Raw genomic sequence first — 14,312 nt, 5'->3', positions numbered from 1 at the left:
TAAAAAACATTTTCTTAATCAACCCAAATCTTATTCAACCTAAATAAAGGCGGGTGTTCTCACCCGTTTACCGAATGGAGATCGGCTATTTATGGCTTGTTTGACGACCAATATTAATACCCATTCAGAGCAGTATCAGGAAAACTACCGCTCTATGGCGTCTCTTGTGGATCAACTCTATACCGTGACCGCGCAAATCGAAGATGGTGGCGGCGAGAAAGCAAGAGAGCATCAGCAGAAGAAAGGCAAACTTCCGGTTCGTGAGCGTATTCTTGCCCTACTCGACCCTGGCTCATCCTTTTTAGAAGTCGGTCAGTTTGCTGGCTGGGATGTGTATCCAGATTACGTTCCATGCGCTGGCGTGGTTGCTGGCGTGGGTGTAATAGACGGCACCGAGTGTATGATCGTTGCCAACGACGTGACGGTAAAAGGCGGTAGTTACTACCCGCTCACGGTTAAAAAGCACTTACGCGCACAGGAAATCGCAGAGAAGTGTCAGTTGCCTTGTGTTTACTTGGTCGACTCTGGCGGTGCTAACCTACCCCGCCAAGATGAAGTATTTCCAGACAAAGACCATTTTGGCCGTATTTTCTATAACCAAGCTCGAATGTCAGCCAAGGGTATCCCGCAAATTGCGGTGGTCATGGGGCTATGTACCGCTGGCGGTGCTTACGTTCCTGCCATGTGTGACGTTTCCATCATCGTCAAAGAACAAGGTACGATCTTCTTAGCTGGCCCTCCTCTGGTAAAAGCAGCAACAGGCGAAGAAGTCAGCGCGGAAGATCTTGGTGGCGCAGACGTTCACTGCCGTACGTCTGGCGTAGCCGATTACTATGCTGAAAATGATCACCACGCGTTAGAACTGACAAGACAAGCTGTCTCTCAAATCAACCACTTGAAACCCGTCCAACTCAAGCAAAAAGCGCCACAGGAACCACGCTTTACTGCGCAAGAGCTGTACGGCATCGTCGGAACCGATCTTAAAAAGCCGTTTGATGTCAAAGAGGTCATTGCCCGAATTGTTGATGATTCACAATTTGATGAATTTAAAGCCTTGTTCGGTGAAACCTTGGTCTGTGGCTTTGCTCATATTCACGGAATGCCGATTGGCATTGTCGCTAACAACGGCATTCTATTTTCGGAATCGGCGCAGAAAGGTGCGCATTTTATTGAGCTGTGCGCACAGCGCAAAATTCCTCTGCTATTTTTGCAGAACATCACTGGCTTTATGGTCGGCCAGAAGTACGAAGCCGAAGGCATCGCCAAGCATGGCGCGAAAATGGTGACCGCTGTTGCGTGTGCAGACGTACCGAAGTTTACCGTGGTTATAGGTGGATCGTATGGTGCAGGTAACTACGGTATGTGTGGCCGAGCTTATGACCCAACAATGATGTGGATGTGGCCAAACGCACGCATCTCCGTAATGGGTGGAGAGCAAGCGGCTGGCGTGATGGCGCAAGTGACCCGCGATATCAAAACGCGCAAAGGTGAAAGCTGGAGCGTAGAGGAAGAAGAAGCGTTCAAACGTCCAATTGCGGAGCAATATCAAGTCCAAAGCCACGCTTATTACGCCAGTGCGCGACTGTGGGACGACGGCATTATTGATCCCGCTAAAACTCGCGATGTTGTCGGCATTGCTCTGTCTGCTGCACTCAATGCGCCAATACCAGACAGTAAGTTTGGCATCTTCCGTATGTAGTCGGATACAAAGCAACCCTTAACTCCTCGCGAATACCGATGTTTATACAAATAACGGCTAGCGAGTATTGGAATAGAGACTGAAATGTCAGACAAAGGAAGTCACATGACCGGACTACTGCTTGAAAAAGACAGCAATGGCGTTGCCTGGTTGAGCCTGAATCGGCCAGAAAAACACAACGCGTTTAATGACGAATTGATTGCCTCACTGATTGAGACACTAGAACAACTCGAAAAGGAAGATTCTCTCCGTGCACTGGTGTTAACTGCACAGGGAAAACACTTTTCTGCGGGAGCAGATCTGGGCTGGATGCAATCAATGGCAACCAAAACCGAAAGTGAAAACCTGCAAGATGCACAGCAACTAGCAAAACTTTTGCATACGCTGGATACCTTTAGCAAACCAACCATTGCTATGGTGCACGGCGCTGCATTTGGCGGCGCACTTGGGCTTATCTGCTGCTGCGATATCGCAATCGGTACACCTGAAAGTCGCTTCTGTTTGAGTGAAGTGAAGCTCGGTTTATTACCCGCTACCATCGGACCTTACGTAATCCGAGCGATTGGACAACGACAAAGCCGACGCTACTTTTTAACCGCGGAACTGATCGATGCCGAAACCGCGCTATCGATGAATATTCTTCATCAGATCGACTCTCAACCACGTGAAGCTGTCAATCGCACCATTGATCACCTGCTCAACAACGGTCCACAAGCCATGCAGGCAGCAAAAACGCTCTGCTTACGTTGTGATAGCCAACCTATCGATCACTCATTAATTGAATACACCAGCCAAGCGATTGCAACCGCCCGCGTGTCCAGCGAAGGACAGGAAGGACTGAGTGCATTTTTTGAAAAGCGCGCCGCCAATTGGAGGAATCATGTTTAAAAGAATACTGATCGCAAACCGCGGTGAAATTGCATGCCGAATTATTAAAACCGCAAAAAGCATGGCTATAGAGACGGTTGCCGTCTATTCCGAAGCGGATCGCAGCAGCTTACATGTTAAACAAGCAGATTTCGCTGAATTTATCGGCCCTGCTCCGGCGAGTGAGTCGTACCTCGATATCGATGCAATTATCAATGCTGCAAAAAAATGGCAAGCTGATGCTATCCACCCTGGGTATGGTTTTCTCTCCGAGAACCCAAAACTGGCTAAAGCGTGCAGCGAAAATGGCATCGTTTTTATTGGCCCTTCCACCAGCGCAATTGAAGCGATGGGTTCGAAATCGCAAGCCAAAGCAATCATGTCAGAGGTGAACGTGCCTTTGGTTCCGGGCTATCACGGTACAGACAACAGCGTTGAGCACTTATTAGTTGAAGCGGAAAAAATTGGTTATCCGGTGATGCTAAAAGCGACTCAAGGTGGCGGCGGTAAAGGCATGCGAGTGGTCAACAGCGCAGCCGAAATGCCGCTGGCCATCGACGGTGCGCAGCGTGAAGCACTTTCAAGCTTTGGTGATAAGCAGCTTCTTGTCGAAAAATGCATATTGCAGCCTCGCCACGTTGAAGTTCAGGTATTTGCTGACCAACATGGCAACTGTGTTTATCTGTCTGATCGCGATTGTTCCATTCAACGTCGTCACCAAAAAGTTGTGGAAGAAGCACCTGCCCCCGGTCTTAGTGATGAACTGCGAAAACAAATGGGTGAAGCCGCTGTTCAGGCCGCTCAAGCGATCGATTATGTTGGCGCTGGTACGGTTGAATTCTTACTCGATAGCCGCGGTGAGTTCTACTTCATGGAAATGAATACCCGTCTGCAAGTTGAACACCCTGTCACCGAGTTGATCACTGGCGTTGATTTGGTTGAATGGCAATTCAAAATCGCAGCTGGTGAGTGTTTACCGATCTCGCAATCCGAAATCACTCATAACGGCCATTCAATCGAGCTGCGAATTTACGCCGAAGATGCCGACAACGACTTTATGCCGTCGACTGGCCGCATTGATTATTTAAAAGAACCCGTATCAGACAGTAATGTCCGCTTAGCGTGCGTGCGCGTTGATAGCGGTGTTACCCAGGGCGATACCATTAGCGAATACTACGATCCGATGATCAGCAAACTGATCGTCTGGGGCCAAACACGTGATATCGCGCTCAAACAGCTTAAACAGGCGTTAACTCAATATCACGTACGTGGAGTAACGACAAACATTGGTTATCTGCACAGCATTATTTCGCAGCCAGCCTTTGCCAATATCGAACTTGATACCGACTTCCTGGTTAAACATCAGCAAGGCATTAGCGCGCAGCAAAATGTGTCAGATTCTATCTGGCTAACGTTGGCAGCGGTCGCTCGCTGGAATGCTCCCACTGCTAAATCAGGCAGCTCAACGTTACCCGCCCCAACCGCACAAGGTTTTAGGCTGTCGGTTGACAACGTTTATCGATTTAACTTCACGGATGCCAATGCCAATCATCAGATATGCCTGCAGCAATCCTCTCAGGAAACAGGACCTCAGCATTTGAACCAATTCACTGTCCGATGTGGTGAGGATTCACATCAGGTCATCCTGCTTAAAAGTGGCAATCAGTTTATCGTCGATATCGATAGAGTGCGTTACATCTTTAACGCGCTCAACGACAAACAAAAGACAACGCTATTTTATCTTGGTCAGCAACGTACCTTTGCTCACCAACCAAGTTTTGAATCCTCAAAAGGTCAAGACGATGAACTTAGCCCAACCGCGCCACTGAACGGCGTGATCTCGGCGGTCATGGTGAATAAGGGAGACGAAGTAGCGGCTGGCGATCCGCTGTTAGTTCTTGAAGCGATGAAAATGGAATACACCATCACAGCTCCAGTAGCAGCGATCGTTGATGAAGTGTTTTATCAACACGGAGACCAAATTCAGCACGGTTCAATACTGCTGCATTTGGCTTCTGCGCCAGAGAGTGGTTATGTCGATAAGGAGCGAGAATATGCTACCAGCGAAGGTTAATATCGTCGAAGTTGGCGCGCGTGATGGCTTACAAAATGAGACGGCGGTGACGCTGGTTGATAAAATCCGTTTGATCAACCAGTTAAGCAGCAGTGGCTTAAAGCACATTGAAGCGGGTTCTTTCGTCTCGCCCAAATGGGTGCCTCAAATGGCAGACTCTGATCAGGTGTTTGCTGGTATCACGCAAAAGCCTGACGTGGTTTACAGCGCGCTCACACCAAATCTCGCAGGGTTAGAGCGTGCGCTGGAAAGTGGCGTAAAGCAAATTGCGGTGTTTGGTTCGGCTTCGGAGGCGTTCAGCCAAAAAAACATCAACTGCAGTATTGCGGAAAGCCTAGCCCGCTTTGAACCCGTTATCCAACTAGCGAACCAGCACAACATACCTGTGCGCGGGTACTTGTCTTGCACTATGGTTTGTCCCTACGAGGGAGAAATAAAACCAGAGCAAACTACCAAGGTCGCAAATGCGCTTTTTGATATGGGATGCTATGAAATATCTCTGGGCGATACTGCCGGTAAAGCAACGCCTAATCGCGTTATCGCCATGCTGGATTCGCTGTTAACGCAACTGCCAAAAGACGCGCTCGCGGTACATTTTCATGACACCTATGGACAAGCTTTGGCCAATATTTACCAAGCCTTGTTAATGGGCATCAACACCATTGATAGTGCGGTTGCTGGTTTGGGCGGCTGCCCTTACGCCAAAGGTGCCAGTGGCAATGTTGCAACGGAAGATGTGCTTTATCTTTGTGAGCAACTTGGGATTGAAACGGGGATTGATCTCAACATCATCAATGAAGCGGGTTGGCAAATTTGCCATGCATTAGGTAAACGTCCGTCTTCCAAAGTAGCACTCGCTTTGGGTGACCCAAACAGCTTGTAAATTGCTCAACCCGCGATAAACAACTACAAACGAGCATGTTTAATAACATGCTCGTTTTCTTTGAGCCGATTTAATCTAACCGAAACACTAAACAGAAGCGTGCTTTTCCTCTGCAAGGGTGTGGCCCCCCACTTCGCGATCATATTAAGCAAATCACTTTTCTGAACTGGTTTTGTCAGGTAATCATCCATACCTAATGCGATACTTTTTTGTTGCTGCTCTTGCATCGCATGTGCGGAAAACGCAACGATTGGACACCAAGGAAACGCACCACTTTCCTGTAACTCACGAATGTCTTTTGTCACGCCAAAACCATCTTTGTTTGGCATAGAAATATCGGTAATCACCAAGTCCGGAGAAAGCTGTTTATAAAGTTCAACGGCTTCAACACCATCTTCCGCCAACGTCAGTTTAACGCCTGTGTCTTGCAACATTTTTTCAATCAATATTCGATTGATATGGCTGTCTTCTGCGACTAATAGGTGCAGGCTAGAAAAGTCAGGGTTCTCATCTGAGGAAAGTTCTCGACGCTTTTGTGTCTTAGTAGAAAACAGAGCTTGCAGTTTATGCTGCGTGACCGGTTGCGGCAATAAACGATCCCGCTCGCACGACCAAGCATGCCCTTCCTCCATCACGCAAGGTGCAAGAAACATTACCCGTTTGGCGGCGGATTCTGTCGCATCAAGCTCATAGAGCGCATCTCTATCTTGAGCATTGTTTACACTCGCGAGGATACGATCAAAACCATCCAATTTTTTACCCAAAGACTGCGCAGTTGACCAATCGCTGGCATGAGTAACTTCAATGCCAATCTCTTGAGCTAAATGTATCAAGTGTTGCACGCGCGGTTGATAATCATCAATCAACAATAGTCGATTTGCACTCAGCTCTATCGGTTCGGAAAGAAGCTGACTTTGCTTAGGCAACTGCAAACTAAAGCTAAAACACGACCCTTTGCCAAAATCCGAATGCACACAAAGCTCGCCGTTGTACATGCTGATCAAACGTTTTGAGATTGCCAACCCCAAGCCTGTACCTTCATGGCGTCTTGTCGCGGAGGTATCGACCTGCTCAAACTTATCCATAATATGAGCCAATCGATCTTCGGGGATACCAATGCCCGTATCACTCACGGAAAAATCAAAACCGTGCTCACTTTCTCTGACTTTGAGTAGCACATGACCTTCGTCCGTGAATTTCACCGCATTACCGATCAAGTTAAGCAAGATTTGATTAATCCGACCTTTATCGCCGACCACGACCGTATTCATAGACAATGGCATATCAACCAACAACTTAAGGTTCTTTTTATCCGCCTGATAGGCACACAAAGCGGTGCAGCTCTCGACGAGTGAACGCAAGTCAAACTCCTCTTCAACTAACGTCAACTTGCCCGCTTCTACTTTGCTGTAGTCGAGGATGTCGTTAATAATCGTCACAAGGTTGTTGGCAGATTTGTGCAGCAAGAGTAATAACTCCCTTGGCTCTCGACGGTTTTCGTTCTCAAGCAATATCTCGCTGATCCCCATGATCGCGTTCATTGGGGTGCGAATCTCATGGCTCATGTTCGCCAAAAATTCCGATTTGGCTTGCATCGCCTTTTTCGATTTATCTAAAGCAGACGACAGACGCCTCTCCATCCTGCGCCTGTCGGTGATGTCACGCTCTACCGCAATAAAACGTAACAGCCCGCCATCTTCATCAAACACAGGAGAGAGCTCCAACTCGACCCAATACGGGTGCTTCGACTTGGTATAGTTGAGTATTTCAACCCTAATAGGAGAGTGCTTACGGACACTTTTTGAGAGCAATGCCACCGTATTTGGGTCTGTGTCTGGCCCTTGGAGTAACTCGCCCGGCGATTTGCCAATAACTTCTTCCAACGTATATTCGGTTAGCTGTTCAAACGCAGGGTTTACCCATGCAATAGTGCCGTCAGGGTGAGTAATGATGATGGTATCACGCGCATGTTCAGCAACCTCAGCAAGCTGCGATATTTTGGCCGATAACTGTTGCTGGGTTTGATGCTCTTGCTGAAGTTTAGTTTGCGCTTGCGCTAAAGAGCGTGACATTTGGTTAAACGCTTCGCCAACACGTGTAACTTCGTCATTGCCTGAAATCGAAATTTGCGAACCTGGACCTTGCTGTGAAACCTTGATTACCCCAGTACGAAGAAGATCGAGCCGCTTCATCAAATAGCTACCGAGAGCATACGAAAACATGGCCACCAGCGACATTTCAATAAAGGCGATAACCAAACTTGCATGAGCCGCAAATGAAAGTACTTGATGTACATGTTCAACATTCACACCCATTTCAACCTTACCGAAAGCCTGCTCTCCAAGAGTAATCTCTTGCGCAACATCGTAAACTCCATCGGTCACATCAAACGGTCTCACACCAGTATCAACATCGCTGTAATCCCCTTGTAGCGTCAACTCGACGCCATCTTGATTAACAATACGAATATAAGCCAGCTCGTGCTCACTCACGACAGAACGAGCAAAACTGTCTAGGTAGGCTAAGTCCGTCGCAATCACCGCATCTCTCGACGCCTGAGCAAATACACTCACCAAGTGTTGGCTCCCAACCTCGAGGCTAGTCTCGTTGGAACTTTCCAACCAATTAAGCCCACTAATGATGAGTACACCGAGCGCAAGGGCCTCAATAAGAGCAATGCCAAGTATCGTTTTCGAACGCAGCGTCATAGGACAACCATTTATCTTGAGATTCCCAATTGAACAACATCTTGCCAATCTTGGTCTTGTGCAAGCTGTAACCCGTCAATGTTGAGTAAAGTAAAACTCTCCTGTGCTTTTGGATCATCATTAAGTTGCGAAATTGCCTTCCGTAAGGCAAGAGTAATCTCTTCATCGACATTATTTGAAACCGCAATAGCATGAGGCGTATAACCAGCAGTTGTATAAATGATGCTAAGTTGGTCTTTTATTTCACTCGGTAAGCTCTCAAAGGTACGCTTCACGCCACCACCAGCAATGTACAAACCTTTAAGTACCCCCAAATAAACTGAGTCGTGCGAGCCGACGTATTTAGGCGTAAACTTGATGCCTTTCTGCGCCAACTCTGATTGTGTGATGATAGAAGCAGCAAATGCTCGTGGAGCAGGAAAAGCGATGGTCTTTTCTTGCAGCTCATCAAGGGAAACCGACTTCCCTCGCCTTGCTACAATAATGCCTGTGATCCGCTTATTTTTCGCTCTTGCTAACGCCGTATAACCTGGGTTTTGATTCACCAACGTAAAGTGATATGGGTTCATGTATGCAATGTCGTAGGCTCCAGCCATCAAGCGAGCTTCGAATGTGGGAATATCACGTGCCGTGGCAAACTTAATCTCAACGCCAGCAAGATCTCCCCAGCGTTGCAGTAATGGCTGCCATTGTTGCACTAGTTTGGTCGCCGACTGTTGCGGTACGACACCAAAAACAATGGAAGGTTGAGCAACGACAGAAGGTGACCATATGCATAACACCATAAGCAACGTAAATATTCGCTTGTGAAGCCGCCAAATCAACGTCTTTAATTGGGAGTTCAACAAAATCATCTCCTTATGTTTGTCTTTCGTTAAAGATAGATAGCTATCTGAAAGATTGCGAATTATCGGATTAAATTGCCTCGTGTCTCAGATACCATTTATACTCAAATGAACACCTACAACAGGAGCAGGTAAATGCTTATTATATTTCGTTGCCATAGCCACTCGAACGTCACTATGTTTGGCGATATTGCGATAAAGATGATCAAAATGATGGGGCATAGTGGCTCAGTACCAGGGTCAATTTCCGCTCAAGACATCCCTGATGCTCTATCTAGATTGACCTCCGCTCTCGCAGCACAAGAAGCGATAGAGAAGAACAACAGTCAAGCAACGGAAGAAGATGAAGAGCAAGAGGAACAAACGGTCAGTTTAGGACGCAGAGCATTTCCACTTATTGAGCTTTTAAAATCGGCTATTAAAGAAGAGTGCGAAGTGATGTGGGACAGCCAATAAATGCTCCAAATCAAGCTGTGGAGAGGAAAGCAACATCCAATCTATACTTTCCTCCCCTGCTAAAAGGAACTTACCCAATTCACTTCACTTCTCTATTTGAATGGCTCTTAACGAGTGCTTACTCAAAACTAACCTATTGAATATAAATCAGTGATAAACATCTGATTTAATAATAAAAATCTCCTATTGACTGAAACACTCACTTATCATTGTGGCCTCAACTGCAAAACCATTAATGGAATGATTGTTATGTCAGAACTGACTCGGATGCGCTCTGGAAAAACCTATAATTGTCTGGATGAAGAACTAAAGCTAATGCGCGCCAAAACCGCGCAGCTTGTCTTCCAGTTTAATCACGAGCCAAACCCAATTATCCGTAGGCAACTGCTGGCGGAAATGGGCGTCCAATTAGAAAACAGCGCCTGTATAGAGCCACCGCTTCAACTTACCTACGGTTGCCACTTGTCCATCGGGGAAAACACCTACATCAACTGGGATGCCATTATTCTGGACAATGGACAGGTTGAGATTGGTGCGAACGTCATGATTGGGCCTAGAGTGCAAATTTACACAGCCGCTCATTCACTCGATACACAAAGACGCTTAGCCGGAGATGAGATCGCCAAACTGGTCAAAATCGGCAATAACGTTTGGATTGGTGGGGGCGCAATCATACTGCCAGGCGTGACCATTTGCGATGAGGCCGTCGTCGGCGCTGGCTCTGTCGTAACCAAAGATGTTGCGCCAGGCGATCGAGTTGCTGGAAATCCGGCGCGCTCCATTAAACCCAAAAACTGAAGAAAGTCGCTATTTTGCCAAATGTTCGCGAATAATGTTGGCAAGCAGATTGAGAGCATGGACGTATTTGTCATTGAGCTCAAAAGAAGCGTTAAGACGAATACAGTGATCGTATTGTTCTGTCAGGCTGAACATCTTTCCCGGTGCGATACTGATATTGTCTTTTAGCGCTTCTCGATATATCTGCAAGGCGTCGATATGCTTGGGAAGCTCTAACCAAATAAAGTACCCGCCGCTTTGGCTTAACACTTTGACTTCTCCAGGTAACAGCTCACTAAGCAGATCCGTCATCTTACTTTTACGTTCAAACAACTTTTTTCGTAACTGCTTCAAATGCGATTCATAATTGCGGCTTGTTAAATAGTGCACCAATGTCATTTGCACTGGTGCACTCGTCGCTAATGTACTCATTAACTGTAACTTTTGTACCTCTAGCGCCCGCTTTCCCGCCGCAACCCAACCAATACGTAGCCCTGCGATTAATGATTTTGAAAACGAGGAGCACAACATGGTATTGCCCGTGTCATCAAACATTCTTAGTGGGTAAACCGAGTCATTCCCTGCATGCAGTTCGCTGTACACATCATCTTCAATCACTGGCACGTTATATCGCTGTGTCAGCTCAATCAGCTTTTGTTTTTTCTCGTTGGAGAGCGTAAAACCCAGAGGATTTTGGAAGTTCGACATCAGCCAACATGCTTTCACATCGTGTGTTTGCAGCGCTCGTTCCAATGAATCTAGGTCAATACCCGTGACTGGGTCTGTTCTTACTGAGAGCGCTTTCAAACCTAACCGCTCTAAGGATTGCAATGCGCCATAGAATGCAGGCGACTCCACAACCACCCAATCTCCCGGTCTTGTGCAGGCTTGCAAACTGAGCGTTAACGCCTCCAGCGCGCCTGCCGTAATGATAATTTCATCGGGTGAAATTTCAATGCCTTTCGCAGCATAACGCTTCGCGATGATGGTGCGTAATTGTTCGTTTCCCGGCGGTAAGTTATCAAAGGTGGTGGAAATCGGCATATTGCGAGCGGCTGCGCCCATCGCCCGATTCACGTGATATCGTGGGTATAAACTTGGATCTGGATAGGCAAAGCCAAAATTGATCATGGATGGATTTTTACTCGCCTGCAGCACATCAAAGATAAACTCATTGATGTCTACCTGCTCTGTCCACGAAACCGCGGCTGGCGCTTGGGGTTCATTTGAACTCTTAATATTGGGAGCGACTCGATAACCAGAGCGCGGCTGTGACGTCACCCAGCCTTGAGATTCCAGAATTTGATAGGCATGCAACACCGTCATCAAACTTAAACCCGAGTGTTCAGATTGGCGACGCAGAGAAGGCAGCTTGTCACCCGGATGCCATATCCCCGATTTTATCTGCCTTTTAAGCTGTTCCACTAACTCTTGATACTTCGCCACACGCGGATCCCCCTCCATAAAGCTGAATTCAAATAATAACACTTCAATATTTAATCTGTTATAGGTTTATGGTCACTGTCTGTACCTACTTCCCTCATTCCGCTCCTTTTAAAATAGCTCTCTCATAAAACTTAAAAGATCAAAGGAAGTTTAATGTTTGGCCTCGACGCATTTATGCTTGCACGGATACAGTTCGCCTTTACGGTATCCTTTCATATTATTTTCCCCGCTATCACCATAGGTTTGGCCACCTATCTCGCCGTGCTGGAAGGCTTATGGCTAAAAACACGTAATCCCGATTACCAAAAGCTCTATCACTTCTGGTCGAAAATTTTTGCGGTTAACTTTGGAATGGGTGTTGTATCTGGTCTTGTCATGGCCTATCAATTCGGCACCAACTGGAGTGGTTTCTCCGACTTCGCTGGTTCTATCACTGGCCCATTACTGACTTATGAAGTGTTAACGGCTTTCTTTCTCGAAGCCGGATTTCTTGGCGTAATGCTGTTTGGGTGGCGTCGCGTCGGCGAAAAGCTGCACTTTTTTGCAACCTCGATGGTGGCGTTAGGCACGATCATTTCGACGTTCTGGATTCTCGCCTCCAACAGTTGGATGCAAACGCCACAAGGCTATGAAATTGTCGACGGACGTGTGGTGCCAACCGACTGGTTTGCTATCGTTTTCAATCCTTCATTTCCTTATCGTTTGGCGCACATGAGCGTCGCGGCTTTCGTCAGTTCAGCACTCTTTGTAGGCGCGTCAGCCGCTTGGCATTTATTGAGAGGCAATCAATCGACTGCGGTAAAAACCATGTTTTCGATGTCGCTCGGGATCTTAGTGTTCCTTGCGCCACTCCAAGCCGTGATTGGCGATGTGCACGGGCTAAACACCTTGGAATACCAGCCTGCCAAAATCGCCGCCATCGAAGGACATTGGGATAACAGCGATGGCAAACCAACCCCATTGATATTGTTCGGCATGCCAAACATGGAACAAGAACGCACAGACTATGCCATAGAAGTTCCTGTTCTAGGAAGTTTGATCCTACGCCACAGTTTAACTGAGCCAATCCCGGCGCTGAAAGACTTCCCGAAAGAGGAACGACCGAACTCACCTATCGTCTTTTGGTCATTTCGAATCATGGTCGGACTAGGACTTCTGATGATTTTTCAAAGCTTCTACAGCATGTGGTTACGAAAAAAGAACACGCTTTATACCTCGCGTTGGTTCCTCAAGTTTTCATTGTTTATGGGGCCATCTGGTCTTATCGCAATACTTGCTGGCTGGTTTACGACAGAGGTTGGTCGGCAACCTTGGGTCGTGTATGGCGTACAAAAAACGCGTGATGCGGTTTCTGCACATGGAGACCTACAAATGAGCATCAGCCTGCTGTGTTTCCTTGTTGTATACAGCTTGGTATTTGGTTTTGGTTATTACTACATGATCCACCAAATCAAGAAAGGCCCCGATGCAATCGAGCACGATGAGCACGACATGACGACCGTTTCAGGTCGCATTTAGAATTTGTCACAAAGTGAAGGTAAAGAATATGCATTTTGATTTATCCGTGATTTGGTTCGCGATCATCGTTTTTGCCACTTTGATGTACATCATCATGGATGGCTTCGATTTAGGTATTGGAATACTGATGCCCTTCATCAAGGATGAAAAACAAAAAGACGTCATGGTTAACAGTGTCGCGCCAGTTTGGGACGGCAACGAAACTTGGATTGTGCTTGGAGGCGCATCTCTATTTGGCGCTTTTCCCATGGCTTACGCGGTAATTATTGAAGCGCTAACCATCCCTTTGACGTTGATGTTGATTGCTTTGATCTTTCGTGGCGTCGCATTTGAGTTTCGCTTTAAAGCATTGGAAAACCACTTAAAGTTCTGGGATCGCTCTTTTATGGTCGGCTCGATTTTAACCACGTTTTTCCAAGGCATCGTTGTTGGCGCGGTAATTCAGGGCTTTACGGTGGAAAACCGCGTTTTCGTGGGTAGCCAACTAGACTGGCTTACCCCTTTTCCCATCTTTTGCGGTTTGGGTTTAGTCGCAACGTACGCGCTGCTCGGTAGCACATGGCTCATCATGAAGACGGAAGGTGAACTGCAAAACACGATGTACCGCTTCACTAACAAAACACTACTGGCGATGATCTCCGCATTAGTCATTGTGAGCGCTTGGACTCCACTTGCTTACCCTGCCATTGCGGAAAGATGGTTTTCTCTGCCTAATTTGTTCTACTTACTGCCCGTACCTGTCATTACTGGACTGGTATGTTTGAAGATTGCCGACTCCGTTAAAAAGCGTAAAGATCGCAGCCCTTTCGTGATGGCATTGGTGATCGTGATTCTCGGGTTCGCTGGGCTTGGCATCAGTATCTGGCCTAATATCATTCCTCCTAGCATATCTATATGGGAAGCAGCGGCTCCTGCAAGCAGTCAGCGCTTTATGCTCGTTGGAGCGGTGATCATCATCCCGATCATTCTGGCTTACACCTTTTGGAGTTACTACGTCTTCTCCGGAAAAGTAAAAGAAGGCGAAGCGTACCATTAACGA

The 14,312-nt window shown here is 47.1% G+C and carries 11 protein-coding genes; 8 read left to right on the top strand and 3 right to left on the bottom strand.

Going from position 1 to position 14,312, the window contains the following annotated elements:
* Positions 1-91: 91 nt before the first annotated feature.
* The 4 genes from P4S59_RS19685 (at position 92) to P4S59_RS19670 (ending at position 5,523) form a co-directional block, all read left to right on the top strand.
* Positions 92-1,699 carry a carboxyl transferase domain-containing protein gene (locus tag P4S59_RS19685; RefSeq protein ID WP_337168912.1) on the top strand — a complete coding sequence of 536 codons (1,608 nt, stop codon included), beginning with the start codon at positions 92-94 and terminating at the stop codon, positions 1,697-1,699.
* Positions 1,700-1,804: 105 nt separating this feature from the next.
* Positions 1,805-2,587 (top strand): enoyl-CoA hydratase-related protein, encoded by a 783-nt coding sequence (locus P4S59_RS19680; RefSeq protein ID WP_337168911.1) that lies wholly within the window; start codon positions 1,805-1,807, stop codon positions 2,585-2,587.
* A complete protein-coding gene (locus tag P4S59_RS19675) occupies positions 2,580-4,640 on the top strand; it encodes an acetyl/propionyl/methylcrotonyl-CoA carboxylase subunit alpha (protein ID WP_337168910.1) in 2,061 nt (686 codons plus the stop codon). Before P4S59_RS19680 ends, P4S59_RS19675 begins: the two co-directional genes overlap by 8 nt.
* Positions 4,621-5,523 (top strand): hydroxymethylglutaryl-CoA lyase, encoded by a 903-nt coding sequence (locus P4S59_RS19670; RefSeq protein ID WP_337168909.1) that lies wholly within the window; start codon positions 4,621-4,623, stop codon positions 5,521-5,523. Before P4S59_RS19675 ends, P4S59_RS19670 begins: the two co-directional genes overlap by 20 nt.
* A gap of 23 nt (positions 5,524-5,546) precedes the next feature.
* On the opposite strand, the gene P4S59_RS19665 is transcribed toward P4S59_RS19670, so the two are convergent.
* Both P4S59_RS19665 and P4S59_RS19660 read right to left on the bottom strand, forming a co-directional pair.
* Positions 5,547-8,231: a hybrid sensor histidine kinase/response regulator gene (locus P4S59_RS19665; RefSeq protein WP_337168908.1), complete on the bottom strand. Its 2,685-nt coding sequence runs from the start codon at positions 8,229-8,231 to the stop codon at positions 5,547-5,549.
* A gap of 11 nt (positions 8,232-8,242) precedes the next feature.
* Positions 8,243-9,079, bottom strand: a complete 837-nt coding sequence (locus P4S59_RS19660) for a phosphate/phosphite/phosphonate ABC transporter substrate-binding protein (protein ID WP_170901800.1) — start codon at positions 9,077-9,079, stop codon at positions 8,243-8,245.
* 132 nt (positions 9,080-9,211) lie between these two features.
* On the opposite strand from P4S59_RS19660, the gene P4S59_RS19655 reads away from it, so the two are divergent.
* Positions 9,212-9,532 carry a DUF1840 domain-containing protein gene (locus P4S59_RS19655; protein WP_337168907.1) on the top strand — a complete coding sequence of 107 codons (321 nt, stop codon included), beginning with the start codon at positions 9,212-9,214 and terminating at the stop codon, positions 9,530-9,532.
* Between the two features lie 249 nt (positions 9,533-9,781).
* A complete protein-coding gene (locus tag P4S59_RS19650) occupies positions 9,782-10,330 on the top strand; it encodes a sugar O-acetyltransferase (protein ID WP_337168906.1) in 549 nt (182 codons plus the stop codon).
* 9 nt (positions 10,331-10,339) lie between these two features.
* Here the strand turns inward: P4S59_RS19650 and P4S59_RS19645 are convergent, their stop codons facing one another.
* Complete coding sequence (locus P4S59_RS19645) at positions 10,340-11,755, bottom strand: aminotransferase-like domain-containing protein (RefSeq protein WP_443089049.1); 1,416 nt, start codon at positions 11,753-11,755, stop codon at positions 10,340-10,342.
* Positions 11,756-11,908: 153 nt separating this feature from the next.
* Here P4S59_RS19645 and P4S59_RS19640 point away from each other — a divergent pair, with 153 nt between their 5' ends.
* Together P4S59_RS19640 and cydB are read left to right on the top strand one after the other, a co-directional pair.
* Positions 11,909-13,273: a cytochrome ubiquinol oxidase subunit I gene (locus P4S59_RS19640; protein WP_170901804.1), complete on the top strand. Its 1,365-nt coding sequence runs from the start codon at positions 11,909-11,911 to the stop codon at positions 13,271-13,273.
* 28 nt (positions 13,274-13,301) lie between these two features.
* On the top strand, positions 13,302-14,309 hold the full coding sequence (gene cydB, locus P4S59_RS19635; RefSeq protein ID WP_337168905.1) for a cytochrome d ubiquinol oxidase subunit II: 1,008 nt from the start codon (positions 13,302-13,304) through the stop codon (positions 14,307-14,309).
* The last annotated feature ends 3 nt before the right edge of the window (positions 14,310-14,312 follow it).

Source organism: Vibrio sp. M60_M70 (genome assembly GCF_037162085.1).
GTDB lineage: Bacteria > Pseudomonadota > Gammaproteobacteria > Enterobacterales > Vibrionaceae > Vibrio > Vibrio diabolicus.
Note: the sequence above shows the minus strand (reverse complement) of the source record. Positions and strands in the feature narration are given on the sequence as shown.

Excerpts from the sequence above, each read along its gene's own strand:
- P4S59_RS19685 (WP_337168912.1), top strand. The coding sequence starts at position 92 with ATGGCTTGTTTGACGACCAATATTAATACCCATTCAGAGCAGTATCAG.
- P4S59_RS19680 (WP_337168911.1), top strand. The coding sequence starts at position 1,805 with ATGACCGGACTACTGCTTGAAAAAGACAGCAATGGCGTTGCCTGGTTG.
- P4S59_RS19675 (WP_337168910.1), top strand. The coding sequence starts at position 2,580 with ATGTTTAAAAGAATACTGATCGCAAACCGCGGTGAAATTGCATGCCGA.
- P4S59_RS19670 (WP_337168909.1), top strand. The coding sequence starts at position 4,621 with ATGCTACCAGCGAAGGTTAATATCGTCGAAGTTGGCGCGCGTGATGGC.
- P4S59_RS19665 (WP_337168908.1), bottom strand. The coding sequence starts at position 8,231 with ATGACGCTGCGTTCGAAAACGATACTTGGCATTGCTCTTATTGAGGCC.
- P4S59_RS19655 (WP_337168907.1), top strand. The coding sequence starts at position 9,212 with ATGCTTATTATATTTCGTTGCCATAGCCACTCGAACGTCACTATGTTT.
- P4S59_RS19650 (WP_337168906.1), top strand. The coding sequence starts at position 9,782 with ATGTCAGAACTGACTCGGATGCGCTCTGGAAAAACCTATAATTGTCTG.
- P4S59_RS19640 (WP_170901804.1), top strand. The coding sequence starts at position 11,909 with ATGTTTGGCCTCGACGCATTTATGCTTGCACGGATACAGTTCGCCTTT.
- cydB (WP_337168905.1), top strand. The coding sequence starts at position 13,302 with ATGCATTTTGATTTATCCGTGATTTGGTTCGCGATCATCGTTTTTGCC.